This window comes from Pseudomonas sp. GM25 (assembly GCF_000282255.1).
Lineage (GTDB): Bacteria > Pseudomonadota > Gammaproteobacteria > Pseudomonadales > Pseudomonadaceae > Aquipseudomonas > Aquipseudomonas aphyarum.
This window is the reverse complement of record NZ_AKJQ01000035.1, coordinates 186,615-203,167: the sequence shown is the minus strand read 5'-3', so window position 1 is coordinate 203,167 and position 16,553 is coordinate 186,615. Positions and strand designations below refer to the sequence as shown.

The 16,553-nt window shown below is 60.7% G+C and carries 15 protein-coding genes; 8 read left to right on the top strand and 7 right to left on the bottom strand.

Annotated elements, in window-relative coordinates; genetic code table 11:
* Positions 1–14: 14 nt before the first annotated feature.
* Positions 15–2,888 carry a putative bifunctional diguanylate cyclase/phosphodiesterase gene (locus tag PMI24_RS12220; RefSeq protein WP_007954249.1) on the bottom strand — a complete coding sequence of 958 codons (2,874 nt, stop codon included), beginning with the start codon at positions 2,886–2,888 and terminating at the stop codon, positions 15–17.
* A 259-nt stretch (positions 2,889–3,147) separates the two neighbouring features.
* Between PMI24_RS12220 and uvrD the strand changes: the two genes are divergently transcribed.
* From uvrD to PMI24_RS12200, 4 genes are all read left to right on the top strand, one after another.
* Positions 3,148–5,331 carry a DNA helicase II gene (uvrD, locus tag PMI24_RS12215; RefSeq protein WP_007954248.1) on the top strand — a complete coding sequence of 728 codons (2,184 nt, stop codon included), beginning with the start codon at positions 3,148–3,150 and terminating at the stop codon, positions 5,329–5,331.
* A gap of 53 nt (positions 5,332–5,384) precedes the next feature.
* Positions 5,385–5,825 (top strand): EamA family transporter, encoded by a 441-nt coding sequence (locus PMI24_RS12210; RefSeq protein ID WP_007954247.1) that lies wholly within the window; start codon positions 5,385–5,387, stop codon positions 5,823–5,825.
* Between the two features lie 175 nt (positions 5,826–6,000).
* Positions 6,001–6,879, top strand: coding sequence for a Tim44 domain-containing protein (locus PMI24_RS12205; protein ID WP_007954246.1), 879 nt, complete (start codon positions 6,001–6,003; stop codon positions 6,877–6,879).
* A gap of 138 nt (positions 6,880–7,017) precedes the next feature.
* Entirely contained in the window at positions 7,018–7,425 is a 408-nt protein-coding gene (locus tag PMI24_RS12200; RefSeq protein ID WP_007954245.1) for an SMI1/KNR4 family protein, read from the top strand.
* Positions 7,426–7,446: 21 nt separating this feature from the next.
* Here PMI24_RS12200 and PMI24_RS12195 read toward each other — a convergent pair whose 3' ends face one another.
* Positions 7,447–9,210, bottom strand: coding sequence for a cation:proton antiporter (locus PMI24_RS12195; RefSeq protein ID WP_007954244.1), 1,764 nt, complete (start codon positions 9,208–9,210; stop codon positions 7,447–7,449).
* Positions 9,211–9,492: 282 nt separating this feature from the next.
* Here PMI24_RS12195 and PMI24_RS12190 point away from each other — a divergent pair, with 282 nt between their 5' ends.
* Positions 9,493–9,975, top strand: a complete 483-nt coding sequence (locus tag PMI24_RS12190; RefSeq protein WP_003229693.1) for an acyl-CoA thioesterase — start codon at positions 9,493–9,495, stop codon at positions 9,973–9,975.
* A 103-nt stretch (positions 9,976–10,078) separates the two neighbouring features.
* Here PMI24_RS12190 and pdxY read toward each other — a convergent pair whose 3' ends face one another.
* Positions 10,079–10,951 (bottom strand): pyridoxal kinase PdxY, encoded by an 873-nt coding sequence (pdxY, locus tag PMI24_RS12185; RefSeq protein WP_007954243.1) that lies wholly within the window; start codon positions 10,949–10,951, stop codon positions 10,079–10,081.
* A gap of 117 nt (positions 10,952–11,068) precedes the next feature.
* On the opposite strand from pdxY, the gene PMI24_RS12180 reads away from it, so the two are divergent.
* A complete protein-coding gene (locus tag PMI24_RS12180; RefSeq protein ID WP_007954242.1) occupies positions 11,069–11,482 on the top strand; it encodes a DUF3301 domain-containing protein in 414 nt (137 codons plus the stop codon).
* Between the two features lies 1 nt (position 11,483).
* Here PMI24_RS12180 and PMI24_RS12175 read toward each other — a convergent pair whose 3' ends face one another.
* A complete protein-coding gene (locus tag PMI24_RS12175; RefSeq protein WP_007954241.1) occupies positions 11,484–12,455 on the bottom strand; it encodes a CobW family GTP-binding protein in 972 nt (323 codons plus the stop codon).
* Between the two features lie 25 nt (positions 12,456–12,480).
* On the opposite strand from PMI24_RS12175, the gene PMI24_RS12170 reads away from it, so the two are divergent.
* Positions 12,481–12,837, top strand: coding sequence for a hypothetical protein (locus PMI24_RS12170; protein WP_007954239.1), 357 nt, complete (start codon positions 12,481–12,483; stop codon positions 12,835–12,837).
* 4 nt (positions 12,838–12,841) lie between these two features.
* Here the strand turns inward: PMI24_RS12170 and PMI24_RS12165 are convergent, their stop codons facing one another.
* The gene (locus PMI24_RS12165) at positions 12,842–13,492 is read right to left on the bottom strand and encodes a DUF1826 domain-containing protein (RefSeq protein WP_007954237.1); all 651 of its coding nucleotides are present in this window, start codon (positions 13,490–13,492) and stop codon (positions 12,842–12,844) included.
* Positions 13,492–14,697 (bottom strand): zinc metallochaperone GTPase ZigA, encoded by a 1,206-nt coding sequence (gene zigA, locus PMI24_RS12160; protein WP_007954235.1) that lies wholly within the window; start codon positions 14,695–14,697, stop codon positions 13,492–13,494. Before zigA ends, PMI24_RS12165 begins: the two co-directional genes overlap by 1 nt.
* 223 nt (positions 14,698–14,920) lie before the next feature.
* Between zigA and PMI24_RS12155 the strand changes: the two genes are divergently transcribed.
* Positions 14,921–15,295, top strand: a complete 375-nt coding sequence (locus PMI24_RS12155) for a hypothetical protein (RefSeq protein WP_007954233.1) — start codon at positions 14,921–14,923, stop codon at positions 15,293–15,295.
* Here the strand turns inward: PMI24_RS12155 and PMI24_RS12150 are convergent.
* Positions 15,292–16,491, bottom strand: coding sequence for an N-acetylmuramoyl-L-alanine amidase (locus PMI24_RS12150; RefSeq protein ID WP_007954231.1), 1,200 nt, complete (start codon positions 16,489–16,491; stop codon positions 15,292–15,294). The genes PMI24_RS12155 and PMI24_RS12150 overlap by 4 nt on opposite strands.
* Between the last annotated feature and the right edge of the window lie 62 nt (positions 16,492–16,553).

Below are 16,553 nucleotides of genomic sequence, written 5' to 3'. Positions count from 1 at the left end.
CTGCATGTAGCCCTCTACAGCGGTTTTTCCTGTTCACGCAGCAATGCGGCAAGGCCGACCGCCTCCACCGGACGGCTGATCAGATAGCCCTGCACCTCGTCGCAACCTTCAGTTTTCAGAAACGCCAGCTGCTCGGATCGCTCGACACCTTCGGCGACAACTTTCAGTGACAGCCCGTGAGCCATCGCAATGATCGCCCGGGTGATCGCCGCGTCCTCGCTGCCCTCGCCCAACCCGCGAATAAAGGCCTGATCGATCTTCACGTAGTCCACCGGAATCCGTTTCAGATAGCTCAGCGATGAATAGCCGGTGCCGAAATCGTCGATGGCCAGCTTCACCCCCAGATCCCGCAACTGCTGGAACGTGGCGATGATGTGTTCGACGCTGTCGAGCAGCTGGCTTTCGGTCAGTTCCAGTTCGAGGTAGTGCGGCGCCAGGCCGGTTTCCTCCAGCACCTGACGCACCAGGCTGACCAGTTTGCCCTGGCGCAGCTGATGCACCGACAGGTTCACCGAGACCCGGATCGGCGCCAGCCCCTGACGCTGCCATTCACACGCCTGCCAGCAGGCCTGGCGCAGGACGAATTCGCCGATCGGCCCGATCAGCCCTGTTTCTTCGGCCAGACCGATGAAATCTCCCGGCGGCACCCGGCCCATGGTCGGATGATCCCAGCGCACCAGCGCTTCCGCCGCGTTGAGACGGCCGGTCGCCAGGCACAGTTTCGGTTGATAGAAGACGTTGAGCTGCTTTTCCTCGATGGCTTTGCGCAGCTGGTTTTCCAGTTGCAGGCGCTCCAGCGTGCTGGCCTGCAGACTGTCGGTATAAAACTGGAAGTTGTTGCCGCCCAGGTGCTTGGCATGTTGCATGGCCATGTTCGACTGGCTGACCAGCGCGGAAATCTCCCGGGCGTTATCGGGCAGCATGCTGATGCCCATCGAAGCACTTACTACCAATTCGTGCCCTTCCACGGTCAACGGCAGTCGCAGCTTGGTCGACAGCCGCGTGGCGACCCGCGCCAGGCTCGACAGGTTGCCGTAGGCGTCGAACAGCACTGCGAACTCGTCGCCGGACAGCCGGGCAATGGTGTCGGCCTCCGGCAGCGCGTTGACCAGACGACGGGACATTTTTTGCAGCAACTGATCGGCGATCTCGTGGCCGAGGCTGTCGTTGAGCAGCTTGAAGCGATCCAGATTGATATGCAGCAGCGCCAGACTCCGGCGCCCGCCCTGCCGCACGCGCTGATGGGCTTCGTGCAGGCGTTCGCGGAACAGCGAGCGGTTGGCCAGACCCGTGAGTTCGTCGTAGTGGGTCAGATAGCGCATGCGCTCCTCGGATTCGCGGCGCGCCGACAGATCGGCGAAGAAGCCGACGATATGGCTCACATTTCCCCGACTGTCGCGTACGGCATTCAATTGCAGCCACTGAGGATACAGCTCGCCGTTCTTGCGGGTTTCCACCAGTTCGCCCTGCCAGCTGCCGTGCTGTTCCAGCGCGTGGCGGATCGCGACGTAGTGCCGGCGGGCGTCGCGGCTGCACGGCAATTCGACGACGTTGCGCCCGAGCATGTCGTCGATGTCATACCCGGTGACCCGGCTGAAGGCCTGATTGATGGCGATCAGCGAATAATTCGGGTCGAGGATCACGATGCCTTCGCTGGCGGCCTCGAACACCGTCGCCGCCAATTGTTGCTGGGCTTCCAGGCTTTTGCTGACGCTAATGTCGCGGCGGGTGCCGACCATGCGGATGACCCGCCCGTTCTCGTCGCGCTCCACCGCTCGCCCACGGTCTTCGATCCAGACCCAGTGGCCGTCGCCGTGGCGCACGCGGTATTCGATCTGATAATCCTCGGTGCGCCCCTTCAAGTGCTCGATCAACGCCCGTTTGAGCGGCGGCACGTCTTCCGGGTGCAGGCGTGGCCGCAGATGCCTGAGCAGCCCGGTGACGTATTCCGGGTCAAGTCCGAACAGCTCTTGAATCTGCGTGTGGTGAACTTCGTCGGTCTGCAGGTTCCAGTCCCACAGCCCCAGCTCACTGGCCTTCAACGCCAGGGCCAGGCGCGCCTCGCTCTTGCTCAGGGCCTGGTTCGCCACGTCGAGCTCCCGGCTGCGCTGGGCGACCCGGTCTTCCAGCTCGACCTGTGCTTCACGCAGCTTGCCCTCGGCGCAGCGCCGGTGCTCGATTTCCTTCGCCAGCTCCTGATTGAGCTGTTCGCTGCGGGTTTGCGTTTGTTGCAGGTGTTCGATCAGGTGCTGGTTCTGGAAGCGTCGCAGCAAACCGCGATCGATCAGCCGATTGACCTGCCACGCCACCACACTCAGGGAGCCGAGCAGGATCAGCCCGAGCCAGCCCCAGCCGCGCGCCAGTTCGTCACCGCCCCAGAACAGGTAGCCGATGGCCGGCAGCAGGCACGGCAAGGTAAAGGAAAGGAAGGCCGGAATGCTCACGGCGTAGGCCACACTGGCCGACAGGGTTGCGGCGCCGATCAGGCCGAACACCCAGGCCTGCTGCATGAAATTGTCGGCGGGGACCAGAGCGATGCCGGCGCCAGCGAGGGTCAGGCCGGTCATGGTCGAGCCGAGCAGGAACATCCGCCCCCAGATCGGCTGGGCCTGGCGATCGGGAATCGCCGAGTCGAAGGCCGCGACCTGAATCACCCGCAACGCCACCAGCGACAGCAGCCACACCAGCCAGACGCTGACCACGAAGTAACGCTGCGGGCTCCAGAGCAGACCGGCGCAGACCAGACCATTGATCAACATGAACAGGGTGGGCAACAGCGAACCCTGATAAAGAAGGCGCGTGCGCTCGACCGCCATCTGGGTGGCGTAATGCTTGCGGATTACCCGGGGTTCCACAGAGGGTCCCGACAGGTCGAAGCTGAGGGTCATAGGCAACGTTCTTGTTCTTATAAGTGTGAGCATGCGCCCGGAAACGTGGACGGAGCATACACAAGCCGAACCACTTGCCAAACTGCCCCAGATCATAATTTCACCGAAACTTTTCCACCGCTCGTCACCCGCCAAAGCCCCGACGCCAGGCGGGCCAACGCCTGTAGCCGGTGACCGACCGGTCGTCACGGGCGGCACTTTCATCGGCTAATGCAAAGCTCGGTTTGCCCGGGCCTGCGGCGCACCCTAGAATGCCCCGATGCGCGATGATCTCTCCCTTCTGCTGAACTCCCTCAACGATGCCCAACGCCAGGCCGTAGCGGCTCCCGTTGGTCGTCAATTGGTCCTGGCCGGTGCCGGCTCCGGCAAAACCCGAGTGCTGGTGCACCGTATCGCCTGGTTGATCCAGGTCGAAAACGCCTCGCCCCACTCGATTCTGTCGGTGACCTTCACCAATAAAGCCGCTGCCGAGATGCGTCACCGCATCGAGCAATTGCTGGGCATCAACCCGGCCGGCATGTGGGTCGGCACCTTCCACGGCCTGGCGCACCGCTTGCTCCGGGCGCACTGGCAGGAAGCCGGGCTGAGCCAGACTTTCCAGATTCTCGACAGCGACGACCAGCAACGGCTGGTCAAGCGGGTGATCCGCGAGCTGGGGCTGGACGAGCAACGCTGGCCGGCCCGTCAGGCCCAGTGGTTCATCAACGGGCAGAAAGACGAAGGTCTGCGTCCGCAACACATTCAAGCCAGCGGCGATTTGTTCCTGGCCACCATGCGCGGCATTTATGAAGCGTACGAGGCCGCGTGCCAGCGTGCCGGCGTCATTGATTTCTCCGAACTGCTGCTGCGCGCCCTCGACCTGTGGCGCGACCACCCGGGTCTGCTGGCGCACTACCAGAAGCGTTTCCGACACATTCTGGTGGACGAATTCCAGGACACCAACGCCGTGCAGTACGCCTGGTTGCGTCTGCTGGGCAAGGGCGGCGACAGCCTGATGGTGGTCGGCGACGACGACCAGTCGATCTACGGCTGGCGCGGCGCGAAAATCGAGAACATCCACCAATACTCTTCCGACTTCCCGGATTCGGTGACCATCCGTCTGGAGCAGAACTACCGCTCCACGGCCGGCATCCTGAAAGCCGCCAACGCCTTGATCGCCAATAACACCGGGCGCCTGGGCAAAGAACTGTGGACCGATGGCGGCGACGGCGAAGCGATCAACCTTTACGCCGCGTTCAACGAACACGATGAAGCACGCTACGTTGTCGAAACCATCGAAAGCGCGCTGAAAACCGGCCTGGCTCGCAGCGATATCGCGATTCTCTACCGCTCCAACGCCCAATCGCGCGTTCTGGAAGAAGCCTTGCTGCGTGAACGCATTCCGTACCGCATCTATGGCGGCCAGCGCTTCTTCGAGCGGGCGGAAATCAAGAACGCCATGGCTTACCTGCGATTGCTGGAAGGTCGTGGCAACGATGCGGCGCTGGAACGGGTAATCAATGTCCCGGCTCGTGGTATCGGCGAAAAAACCGTCGAAGCGATCCGCGACCATGCGCGCCACAGCGATGTGTCGATGTGGGAAGCCATGCGCCAGCTGGTGGCCAACAAAGGTCTGACCGGTCGCGCCGCTGGTGCACTGGGCGCGTTTATCGAACTGATCGAAAACCTCGCCGCCAAGTGCGCCGAGATGCCGTTGCACCTGATGACCCAGACCGTCATCGAGCAATCCGGACTGATCGCCTACCACGAAGCGGAAAAAGGCGAGAAAGGCCAGGCCCGGGTGGAAAACCTTGAGGAACTGGTCAGCGCCGCGCGCAACTTCGAGAACACCGAAGAAGACGAAGAGCTGACGCCACTGGCGGCGTTCCTCGGCCACGCTTCGCTGGAGGCCGGCGACACTCAGGCCGACGAGCACGAAGACAGCATTCAGTTGATGACCCTGCACAGCGCCAAAGGCCTGGAATTCCCTTACGTGTTCCTGGTGGGCATGGAAGAAGGCCTGTTCCCGCACAAGATGAGCCTGGAAGAACCGGGACGTCTTGAGGAAGAACGGCGTCTGGCCTATGTCGGCATTACCCGGGCGATGCAGAATCTGGTGATGACCTATGCTGAAACCCGACGTCTGTACGGCAGCGAAACCTATAACAAGGTGTCGCGTTTCGTACGGGAAGTACCGAAAGGTTTGATTCAAGAAGTGCGCCTGTCCAACAGCGTCAGCCGACCGTTCGGCGGCAACCAGTCGATGGGTGGCAGCAACCTGTTCAGCGGCAGCGAGATTCCGGAAACCGGCCTGAGCCTCGGCCAGGCTGTCCGTCACTCGATCTTCGGCGACGGCGTGATCCTCAACTTCGAGGGCGCCGGCGCCCAGGCCCGGGTGCAGGTGAACTTCGCCGAAGGCAGCAAGTGGCTGATGCTCGGGTACGCGAAGCTGGAAGCCATATAAGTCAACGTTCGTTCCCGCGCCCAACGCGGGAACGGGCACTGGAGGCAGCATCCATGGGCTCGGGCTTCTTTTCTTCCTGGACGTTCTGGGCCCTGCTCTCGGCCACCTTCGCCGCGCTGACGGCCATCTTCGCCAAGATCGGCATCGAAAACGTCAACTCCGACTTCGCTACCCTGCTGCGCACAATCGTCGTATTGGTCAGTCTGGCCTTGATTTTGTACGCAACGGGCCAATATCAGTCCTTGGGATCGATTTCCGCCAAGAGCTACCTGTTTCTGCTGTTGTCGGGCCTGGGTACCGGTGCTTCGTGGCTGTGCTACTTCCGGGCGTTGAAAGTCGGCCCGGCATCGCTGGTCGCCCCGGTGGACAAGCTCAGCGTGGTCTTCGTAGCGGTGCTCGGTGTGGTCCTGCTGGGCGAGAAACTCGACCTGCGCCAGTGGAGCGGTATCGGCCTGATCACCGCTGGCGTGGTGATGCTGGCCTTGCGGCGCTGATCCATTTCCTGCTGAACCTATCTCCTTTTCCTACAGACAAAAGTACATGGCCTTATTGCCCCGACCGAGCTGAACGTAACCTGTCAGGCAAAAGCCCGAAACACTCTCTCGCTAGCCAGTAACACTTCAGCTGTGCAACATGGCGCGCGTGTCTCCACAAACGGGAATTCCCTTTATGAAACGTTTTCTTAGCATCGCCATGGCGTTGTGCATCGGCCTGACGATGAGCCTCGACGCCAACGCCAAGCGCTTTGGTGGTGGCAAAAGCGCCGGCGCTGCGCCGACGCACCAGACCAGCCAGATGGCTCCTTCTTCCCCAGGCATGGGCGGCGCTGCGGCGACCGCTGGTGCTGCCGGTGCCGCGGGCGCTGCGGCCAAGGCCGGCGGTGCTTCGAAATGGCTCGGTCCTCTGGCCGGCATCGCGGCCGGTGGCCTGCTCGCTTCCATGTTCATGGGCGGCGGCTTCGAAGGCATGCAGTTCTTCGACATCCTGATCATGGCCGTGATCGCGTTCGTGATCTTCCGCTTCATCGCCGCCCGTCGTCGCAAGCAGCAGGAGCAGTTCGCTCCGGCCGGCGCGCCGATGCAGCGTGAAGTGTTCGAACAGAAGCCAGCAGCCATGGGTTCGATCTTCGGTGGTTCGGCCGCACCTGCTGCCGCCCGTCCGGTGATCAATGCACCGGCCTGGTTCAACGAACAGCGCTTCCTTGAAGCCGCCCGCAGCCACTTCCAGGCTCTGCAGCAGCACTGGGACGCCAACGAAATGGACAAGATCGCCGAGTTCGTGACCCCGCAAATGTTCGAGTTCCTCAAGCGCGAGCGCGCGGAACTGGGTGATGCATTCCAGTCCACCTACATCGACAACCTCCAGGTACAACTGGATGGCGTGGATGATCGTGCGGACAAGACCATCGCTACCCTTACCTTCAACGGCGTGTCGAAGACCTCGCGTTTCGACCAGCAGGGCGAAGTGTTCAGCGAAAGCTGGAACATGGAACGTCCACAGGGCGACAACCAGCCTTGGCTGGTCGCCGGTATCCGCCAGAACGGCTGATCACCTCCGACGTTTTACCCGCAGTAATGAAAACCCCGGCCTCGGCCGGGGTTTTCTATTTCGCGGTTGCATCTATAGCGAGCTACTGTATAAACCGCCCCATATAAACCGCGCCATTCAAGCAAGAGGATCCCGGACGTGGAAGAAATCATCGAACAACTGCGCGAAGCCAACGAACCCGTACCGGTTCCCCTGGAGTTGCCCGACGAAGACCAGTTGGTGGAAATCGAAGAAGAGCTCTTCATCAACATCCCGTTCGTCTTCAAAGAGTTTCTGCTGACCGTCAGCGACGTGGTTTACGGCAGTCTGGAGCCGGTGACCGTCACCGACCCGCAATCCCACACCTACCTGCCGGACGTCGCTGCCAATGCCTGGGATGCCGGCGTGCCGCGCGACCTGATCCCGATCTGCCAAGACGGTGACGACTACTACTGCGTCGAAGAAGACGGCACCGTGGTGCTGTGGTCCGGCGAAGAAGAACTGATCACCGAAGAGTCCTGGGAATCGGTCTGGCACTGGGCGCGGGACGTCTGGCTGGAAAGCTGAAACGCCCCACACCCTGGGTGGTCAGTGCCCCGACGGCTCCTTGTGGTTGTCGAGGGTTTCCAGCAGGGCCACCTGCATCCGCGTGTGCACCCGGATGAACCAGCGCCAGAGCAGCGCCGCCACGGCGGCCGCGACCACGGCGATCAGCACCAGCAACTTGTTGGTCGGCAAGATACTGGCCGACAAGGCTGCCAACAGTAGGAAAATCACCAGCAGCGAGATGATCGGGATCACTTCGGAGATCACCCGGCGCACTCGCTGTGTGTGACGCCCGGCCATTTCCGGCTTCACGCCCATCTCCGCCAGCAGCATCGACAGCGCCTTGAGCTTGCGATAGGCCGCGATCAGGAACGGCAACGACACCAGCAGCGCCCCGCCCCAGATCAACGCCTTCTGCCAGCTCGGATCGCTGATCCAGTCCTGCATCCAGATCGAGAGACGCCCGGCAAAAAAAGCGCCAGCAAAGAAGATCGCGATCACCAGCGCCAGATTGACCCCGACCTGCAGCAGGATTCGCCGGATCATCGAGGCCAGCATCGCGCCCTCACCCTGCGGCTGAATGCTGCGCAGCCATTCGCCGTACATTCCGAACACTCGACCGACTCGCTGCGGCATGGCGGCAGACAGTTTGATCGACAGCGGATCGGCAGCCCGGATCAGGTACGGCGTCAGCAACGTGGTAATCACCGAAACCGCCACAGCCACCGGATACAGGAAATTGCTGGTGACCTGCAGGGTCATCCCCAGCGCCGCGATGATGAAGGAGAATTCGCCAATCTGTGAAAGCCCCATCCCGACCCGCAGTGAGGTGCGTCCGTCATTCCCCGCGATAAACGCCCCGAGGCCGCAGGACAGCATCTTGCCCAGCACCACGGCGACCGTGATTACCGCAATCGGCCACGCGTACTGCAGAAGGATCATCGGGTCGAGCATCAGGCCGATGGCGACGAAGAAGATCGCGCTGAACAGGTCGCGAACCGGCTCGATCAGGCGCTCGATTTTCAACAGTTGCCGCGACTCGGCCATGATTGCGCCGATCAGGAACGCCCCGAGCACCATGCTGTACTCGAGTTTGACCACCAGCAGGCAGAATCCGAAACACAGGCCCAGCACGGTGATCAGCAGCATCTCGTTGCTTTCGAATTTCGCCACGTAGGCCAACAGTCGCGGCACCAACAGAATGCCGACGACCAAGGCGACGATCATGAACAGTGAGAGCTTGCCGACGGTAGAAAACACTTCGCCGGAGCTCACCGTGCCGCTGACAGCGATGCTCGACAGCAAGGCGATAATGCCGATGCCGAGAATGTCCTCGACGATCAGCACGCCGAAGATCAGCTGCGCGAAGCGCTCGTTTTTCATTTTCAGGTCGTTGAGCGCCTTGACGATGATGGTGGTCGAGGAAATCGCCAGGATCGCGCCTAGGAACAGCGAATCCATGGTGTTCCAGTCGAACCAGCGGCCGATTTCGTAGCCGATCCAGATCATCAGCACGATTTCGAGAAACGCTGCGATGAAGGCCGTGGCGCCGACCTTGAACAACTTGCGCAGGCTGAACTCCAGGCCCAGGCAGAACATCAGGAAAATCACCCCCAGCTCGGCGAGGGTCTTGATGGTTTCTTCGTCGTGGATCAGGCCGAAGGGTGGTGTGTGCGGGCCGATAATGAAGCCGGCGACGATATAGCCGAGCACTACCGGCTGCTTGAAGCGGTGGAACAGCACGGTCACCACACCTGCGACCAACATGATCACCGCCAGATCCTGAATAAAGCTGATGGCATGCATGGTGTGGGCTCCTTGAATGACGAGGCTCACGCAGGCATGGGAAATGTCTGGGCGAGCTGAGTAAAAATCCGCTTTGGGTGTAGGAATCGCCCTTGGGGAGGCGCTTTTGCAGGGTAACACCGCGACTTCCGGCTGAAAGGCGGTGCAATATATGGAAACAGATCGATTCGGGCGTGACGGCGGCCAGTTGCCTGGCGTCCCGATAACGGTGCTTTTGAAAAGCGACCAGGCACCCGCAGAGGTGTTTCTTCCAGCAACCCTGCCTTGACCCGTGAGAACGTTATGGAACCCGGAAACGCCCAGCTGTCGATGACGGTACTGATGACCCCCGACATGGCCAACTTCTCTGGCAATGTCCACGGCGGCACCCTGCTCAAATACCTCGACGAAGTGGCCTACGCCTGCGCCAGCCGTTATGCCGGCCGCTACGTGGTGACCCTGTCGGTGGATCAGGTGATTTTCCGCGAGCCGATCCATGTCGGCGAACTGGTGACTTTCCTGGCGTCGGTGAACTACACCGGCAACACCTCGATGGAAGTCGGCATCAAAGTGGTGACCGAGAACATCCGCGAGCGCTCGGTGCGCCACACCAACAGCTGCTTCTTCACCATGGTCGCGGTGGACGATCAGCGCAAACCCGCCGCCGTACCGCCGCTGCAACCGCAGAACAGCGAAGACAAGCGCCGCTACATGCAGGCACAGCAACGCCGGCAGATCCGTCAGGAGCTGGAAAAGCGCTATCAGGAAATCAAGGGCGACGCCTGAGATTTGTAGCGATCTGACGACCGCTATCGCGAGCAGGCTCGCTCCCACAGGTGATGTCTTATCCGTGGGAGCGAGCCTGCTCGCGATTGAAGCCGACGCGGTATCAGAGGCTGATCGGCGTGGCTTCGAACTTCACCCGCGGATGCGCAATCCGGTCCTGCGCCCGAACCAGTTGCAGCTCGTAACTGGCGCAGGCCTGGGTTTCCAGCAGCACTTCATGCACCGCTGCTGCGGTGAATTCAAACGCCGCCACCAGGCTATCCCCGAGCAGCACACGCGCCAGGAACAATCCGGACGTCAGATCGCCCACTCCCACCGGCTGACGCGGAAACGCCAGCAGCGGACGACGCAGATGCCAGCTGCCCTCGGCCGTCACCAGCAACATTTCAAAACCATCCGCCGGTTTGCCCGGATAATCCAGATGTTTGACCAGCACCGCTTTCGGCCCGCGTGCCAGCAGCGCCCGCGCCATCGCCAGGCAATCGAACAGAGACTGCGGCTTGCGCCCGGAGAAGCTGTCCAGTTCCAGCTGGTTCGGGCACATGAAGTCCGCAACGGCAGCGGCTTCTTCCAGCAGGAAATCACTGACTTCAGCGGGAACGCTGCAACCCTTTTCCGGATGCCCCATCACCGGGTCGCACAGATAAAGGGCTTTCGGGTTGACTGCCTTGATCCGCTCGATGCCACTGAGAATCGCCCGGCCCTGCGCCGCGCTGCCGAGATAGCCGGACAGCACCGCATCGCAATTGCCCAGCTCACCGATGGCGGCGATGCCTTCGACCAGTTCGGGGATCCGCTGCGGCGCCAGCACTTCGCCGGCCCACTGGCCGTACTGCGTATGGTTGGAAAACTGCACCGTATTGAGCGGCCAGACATTCACCCCGACCCGCTGCATCGGAAAAACCGCAGCGCTGTTGCCGGCGTGGCCGAACACCACATGGGACTGGATGGCGAGCAGATGAGGCGTACGTTTCATTCGGGTTTTTCCGTAAAACGATTGAAATTCAAGCCGCGCAGTATGCGACGAAACGCAGCCTGTACGACAGACCGGCGACGCAGTTAAGCTGACGCCATCATTTGGAGTTTCGTGTTGATGCTCACCCTGGAAAACATTTTCGTGCTGATGCTGTTCGCCGTCGCCGGTGCGTGGCTCTGGCACAACCACGGCTTGCGCGAGCGGGCGCTGGAGCGGGTCAAACAGCATTGCGTGAATGTCGGCGTCGAGTTGCTCGACGGTAACGTGGCGCTGAAGAAGATCGGTCTGATCAAGGACGCCAGCGGTCGGCGACGTCTGGCCCGGGTCTACAATTTCGAATTCACCGTGACCGGCGAAACCCGGCACAACGGCACCATCACCCAGTTCGGTGCGCACAGCGCGCAGATTGAACTGGCGCCCTACCCGGCGCCATTCGATGACACACCGCCCGTGGTGGAAGTGACCAAGCCGCGTGGTGAAGTGATCGAGCTGAGCCAGTGGCGTCAGGAACACACCAAGTGGAAGCCTTGAATCAGCCTGCCTGAAGCCGACACCGGGCCAGTCCGGCCTGTAATTCACCGACCGCCTGCGGCTCGTCGAAAATCAGCTCGATGCGGGAATCCTTACGCCATTCACTGGACAGCCAACTGAGCTCGGCATTGTCCAGCGCATTGGCTGACTGCCAGCCGTCCGGGCTTTGAATCACCAGTTTGGCCCGCCGCCAGTTCAGGCTTTTCAGCCATTGGGTTATCCCCGATACATCGAATACCTGGCTCGGATGCCAGCGCCAACCGATGCTCCAACCACCCTCCTGCGCCTGACTCAGGCATATCGGCAACGCCGGATCGCTCCAGATGGCCGGCATCTGCGCCAGCCCTTGGGGCACGATCAACTTATCCACACCTGCTTGCGCCTGCACCGCCAGACCCGGCAACTCGCTGAGCGGCAACATCGCCTGCTGCGTCCAGATCAATCGTACAGACGGCAATTGCTGGGTGATTCGCTCACGCGTGGGCTCGTCGAGGCTTTCTGCCTTGTTCAACAGCAGCAGGCCTGCGCTGGACAAGGTTTCCTGCTGCGCGTCCGGCAGCGCTTTGCCCGCGACGAGAGCCTGGGCGTCCAGCACTAGCACGCAGGGTTGAATGGCGAGTACGCCTTGCCACGGCGCCTCGTTCAGTTGCTTCAGCAACTGCGCCGGATGCCCGAGCCCCGAGGGCTCGATGAACAGGCGATCCGGCCGCGCCTTGCGCAACAAACGCCCCAGACCAATCTGGAACGGCGCACCGTTCACGCAACACAAACAGCCCCCGGCCACTTCGCCCAGTGCGATACCATCGGCGTCGCGGGTCAGCAGCGCAGCGTCGAGCCCGATCTGGCCGAACTCGTTGATCAGCACCGCCCAGCGCTCGCCCGCCGGTCGCTGGGCCATGAGCTGGCGGATCAGGCTGGTCTTGCCCGCGCCCAAGGGACCGGCGATGACGTGGGTGGGAATGTTCTGCAACATGATCAAGGTTTTCTGGAGGTCGAAGATGCGGTGGATGGGATGGTCGTTGCTGCTGACACTGGTGTCGGGCGAGGCATTGGCACAGGCTTGCGTGGTACACAGTCAGGCGGAGCGGCTCGACGTGAAGGTCTGCCAGCAGAACCGCAACATCCCGGAAAAACTGTTCAACGACGGCTTCTGCCAGCCGACCCTGGCCGGGCAGAAAGTCGAGGTTCAATACGTCGACCAGTGCCCCGCCGGCGCATTCGGCGTGTGCAGCAACGCGCAAGTCGCCAATATGCCTTATCGCCAGGATATCCACTATTACGGCGTGGCCACCGATGCGGCGTATTTGCAGCCCTATTGCGAGGCCCAGAGCCAGGGGAAATGGCTCAAGCCCTGAGGCGCTATCCGAGCCAGTCGAGGGTCAGCATCAGCCGCCGCTCACCAGGCGCCGGTTGCGGCGAGCGATGAATCAGTCCGAAACCTTCGTTGCCGTGCCATTTCTCGCCCTTGAGCAATGCCACTTCGCCCCGATTCAATTGCTGAATCCGAGACGCTTCCTGCGGCTCGGCTTGCGGCTTTCCCAGTTGCCGACGATCCATCTCCCCTTCCCTTAGCCATTCACTGCCGACACCGGCGTATGTCGTGATCAACCGCACCGGCACATGATCGACGTGAAAACGCGGACACATGGCCTTGTCCAGCACCCGCAGGCGCAAGCCGATCCGTCGCGCCCCCAGCAGGCAGGCGAAGGCACTGACCAGCCATTTCAGGTCGGCGATAAATCCTTCGTAGCCTTCCAGATCGCGAAAGCCGCTGGCCAGTCCCGTGAGATCCGGTTCTGCGTCTTCGTCCGGCAATTCCAGGCACAGCACCTCGGCGTAAGGCTCGTTCAGAGACAGCAACAAGTCCGCGAATTCGGCAATGTGCAGCGGAAGCTGTCGTTGCCAGACCGCGAGGTTGGTCTCGTCGTCAAGAATGTGCGCCAGCGCCTGCGGGGTCTGGCCGAAAGACTGATGACGTGTGTTGCCTGGCAGCGGTTTCAGGGCAAGCATCAGGCCACCTCGTCGTGCCAGGAGCCAAAAGGATCACGTAGCTGTAGCCAGCCTTGAGTACCAAGCGCCATTTCATCATCGGTCAGCAGGCAATCATCGAGTTCCGACGACAGCTGTGCGATATCGATGTTCTGCCCGATAAACACCAGCTCCTGGCGACAATCGCCTACGCTGGCGATCCAGTTTTCCATGATCGCGGCGGTACTTTCCTGATCCTGCGGCCACTGTTCTTTCGGCACGAAGCGCCACCAGCGTCCGGCGAAACCGTGGCGCATCAGGCCACCTGCCTGGGACCAGCTACCGGCGTCGGTGGGTTTGCTGGCCAGCCAGAAGAAGCCTTTGGAGCGCAGCAGTTTGCCGTTTACCCAAGGGCGGTCGATGAAGTCGAAGAAACGCTGTGGATGAAAGGGCCGGCGTGCCCGATAGGCCGTGGAGGCGATGCCGTACTCCTCGGTTTCCGGCACGTGTTCCCCACGCAATTCCTGCAACCAGCCCGGGGCCTGGGCGGCCTTTTCGAAGTCGAAGCGACCGGTATTGAGAATTTTCTCCAGCGGTACCTCACCCATGACCATCGGGATGATCTCGGCCTGAGCGTTGAGGCGTTTGAGAATGGCCATCAGCTCTTCCCGCTCGCGGCTGCTGATCAAGTCGATCTTGCTGATCAACAGGACGTCGGCGAACTCAATCTGTTCGATCAGCAGATCGGTGATCGAACGCTCATCTTCTTCACCGAGGAATTCACCACGGGACGCGAGGTTTTCAGCGGCCTGGTAGTCCGGGAGGAAGTTCATGCCGTCGACTACAGTGACCATGGTGTCGAGGCGAGCGATGTCGGCGAGGCTTTGCCCCTGCTCATCACGGAAAGTGAACGTCTCGGCCACTGGCAACGGCTCGGAGATTCCCGTGGATTCGATCAGCAAGTAATCGAAGCGGCCTTCGCGGGCCAGCTGGCTGACCTCTTCAAGCAGGTCTTCGCGTAACGTACAGCAGATACAGCCATTGCTCATTTCCACGAGCTTCTCTTCAGCACGGTTCAGGCTGACATCACGCTGGACTTCGCTGCCATCGATATTGATCTCGCTCATATCGTTGACGATAACAGCGACACGCAGATCGTCTCTGTTACGTAGTACGTAATTCAAAAGTGTACTTTTTCCGGCGCCGAGAAAGCCGGACAAAACGGTCACGGGAAGTCGGGAAGACATTGGATAAACCTCATCAGACGGTCGCTAAACAGCGCTGGAGGCTCTCCGGGCTAGCGTTCTTGGGTTTCGATGGGGTCACCAGGGAAACGGACGCTTGAAATGGAAGCCACGGAAAGCCTTATCCGATTAATGTTATAGTATAACAACAAAATCAATCCACTCTCTTCTTGCCCAAAGTGACGAAGGGCCGGAAGCTGTAATCAGGTCGTCGCCGAGTTACGTCATGAAAACCGCGTTGAAATACTCGTTTATCTGCCTGGCATTGCTGACGCTGACTGCCGAAGCACAAGTGCCGGGGCTTGCCAATTGCACGCGCAGCGCGAACCTTTTGGCGTGCATCGATGGCAACGGCAACGCCTATAGCGTCAACACGGTCGGCAGCACGATTTACCTGCGCGGATTCGAGAAAGCAGGCAACCGCTACTGGGCACAAACCAACAGCCGCTACGGCCAACTGACATTCTTCACCGGCATCGCTTCCGATGGGGAAGCCTGGGTTGGCTACAATCGCCGCGTGGGTTGGACGACGATCAATCGGTTCTCCAGCTCAGGCGGCGGCAGTGCGAAGTTCACCTGCAGCCGGATCACTGGCTGCTAAACCTGTGATCCTTTCTGCTCTTGTTGCCAGGCCATATAGCTGTCGACGGGGGGATTTTTCTGGAAATAGCGCTGCAAGCCCTCAAACAAACCGTCTGCCACGGCCTGCTGATGACGCGCGGTCACCAGGCGCTGACTGTCCCGTGCGTTGGAAATGAACCCGGTTTCCACCAGGATTGACGGCACATCCGGCGATTTCAGAACGGCAAATCCAGCCTGTTCCACGCGCTTTTGGTGCAGCGTGGTGATGCCGGCCAAGCTGCCCAGCACTGTGCTTCCGAGTTGCAAACTGGCAGCGATGGTTGCGTTCATCGACATGTCGAGGATCACGCCAGCGAGCATCGGATCCTTGTCCTTGAGATTGAGCAGGCTGGTCGCGCCGAGCAGATCCACACCGTTCTCACGCTGCGCCATGAACCGCGCAGTCGCGGATGTTGCGCCGCCTTCGGACAAGCAATACACCGACGCCCCAGAAGCCGTCAGACGAGGCGCAGCATCGGCGTGCACCGAGATGAACATGTCAGCCTTGTGCTGACGCGCAATCTCCACACGCTTGCGTAACGGGACGAAGAAATCGTCGTTACGAACCAGCTTCACATCAAAGCCTTTTTCTCGCTTGAGTCGACGCGCAAGCATCTGCGCGATGGACAGAACCACATCCTTTTCGCGCTCGCCTTTAGCACCGATTGCACCCGGATCTTTCCCGCCATGCCCTGGGTCGACCACCACCATGATGTCGCGCTTGGGGTGAGATTTTTCTTGGGGTGTTTCACGTGGAACGCTCGCCGGGAGTCCTGCTGAAGCACTCATCAGATCCAGAACCAGGCGATGCCCTTGCCCGTCCTGAGGCGCCAACAAGAATGAATTCAGCTGAACCGGGCTGCTTAGATCCAGCACGATCCGGGTGTTCCCTTGGCCAAAATGGCCGGAGCGGATCGAATGAATAGGAGTGCCAGATAACGTCAATTGGCTGAAGTCCCCACTCAGGCTGGCGCCGTTCAAATCGATGATCAACCGCTCTGGTGCACTCAAGGTAAACGTCTTGTAGCTCACGGCACCACTCAGATCGAACACCAGCCGAAGCTTGTCATCCGAACGCCAAAGCCGCGCATTGCGTATCTGCGTAGCGGACACCGAGAAAGGCAAAACAAAGGCCGCGCTGGCCAGCATCAGGTTGAGCAAGTGGCGTCTGTGCATATGAAAGCCTGTTCATGAAAAAGGCATCGTGGTTTGAATTGTTATAATGTAACATCAAATTC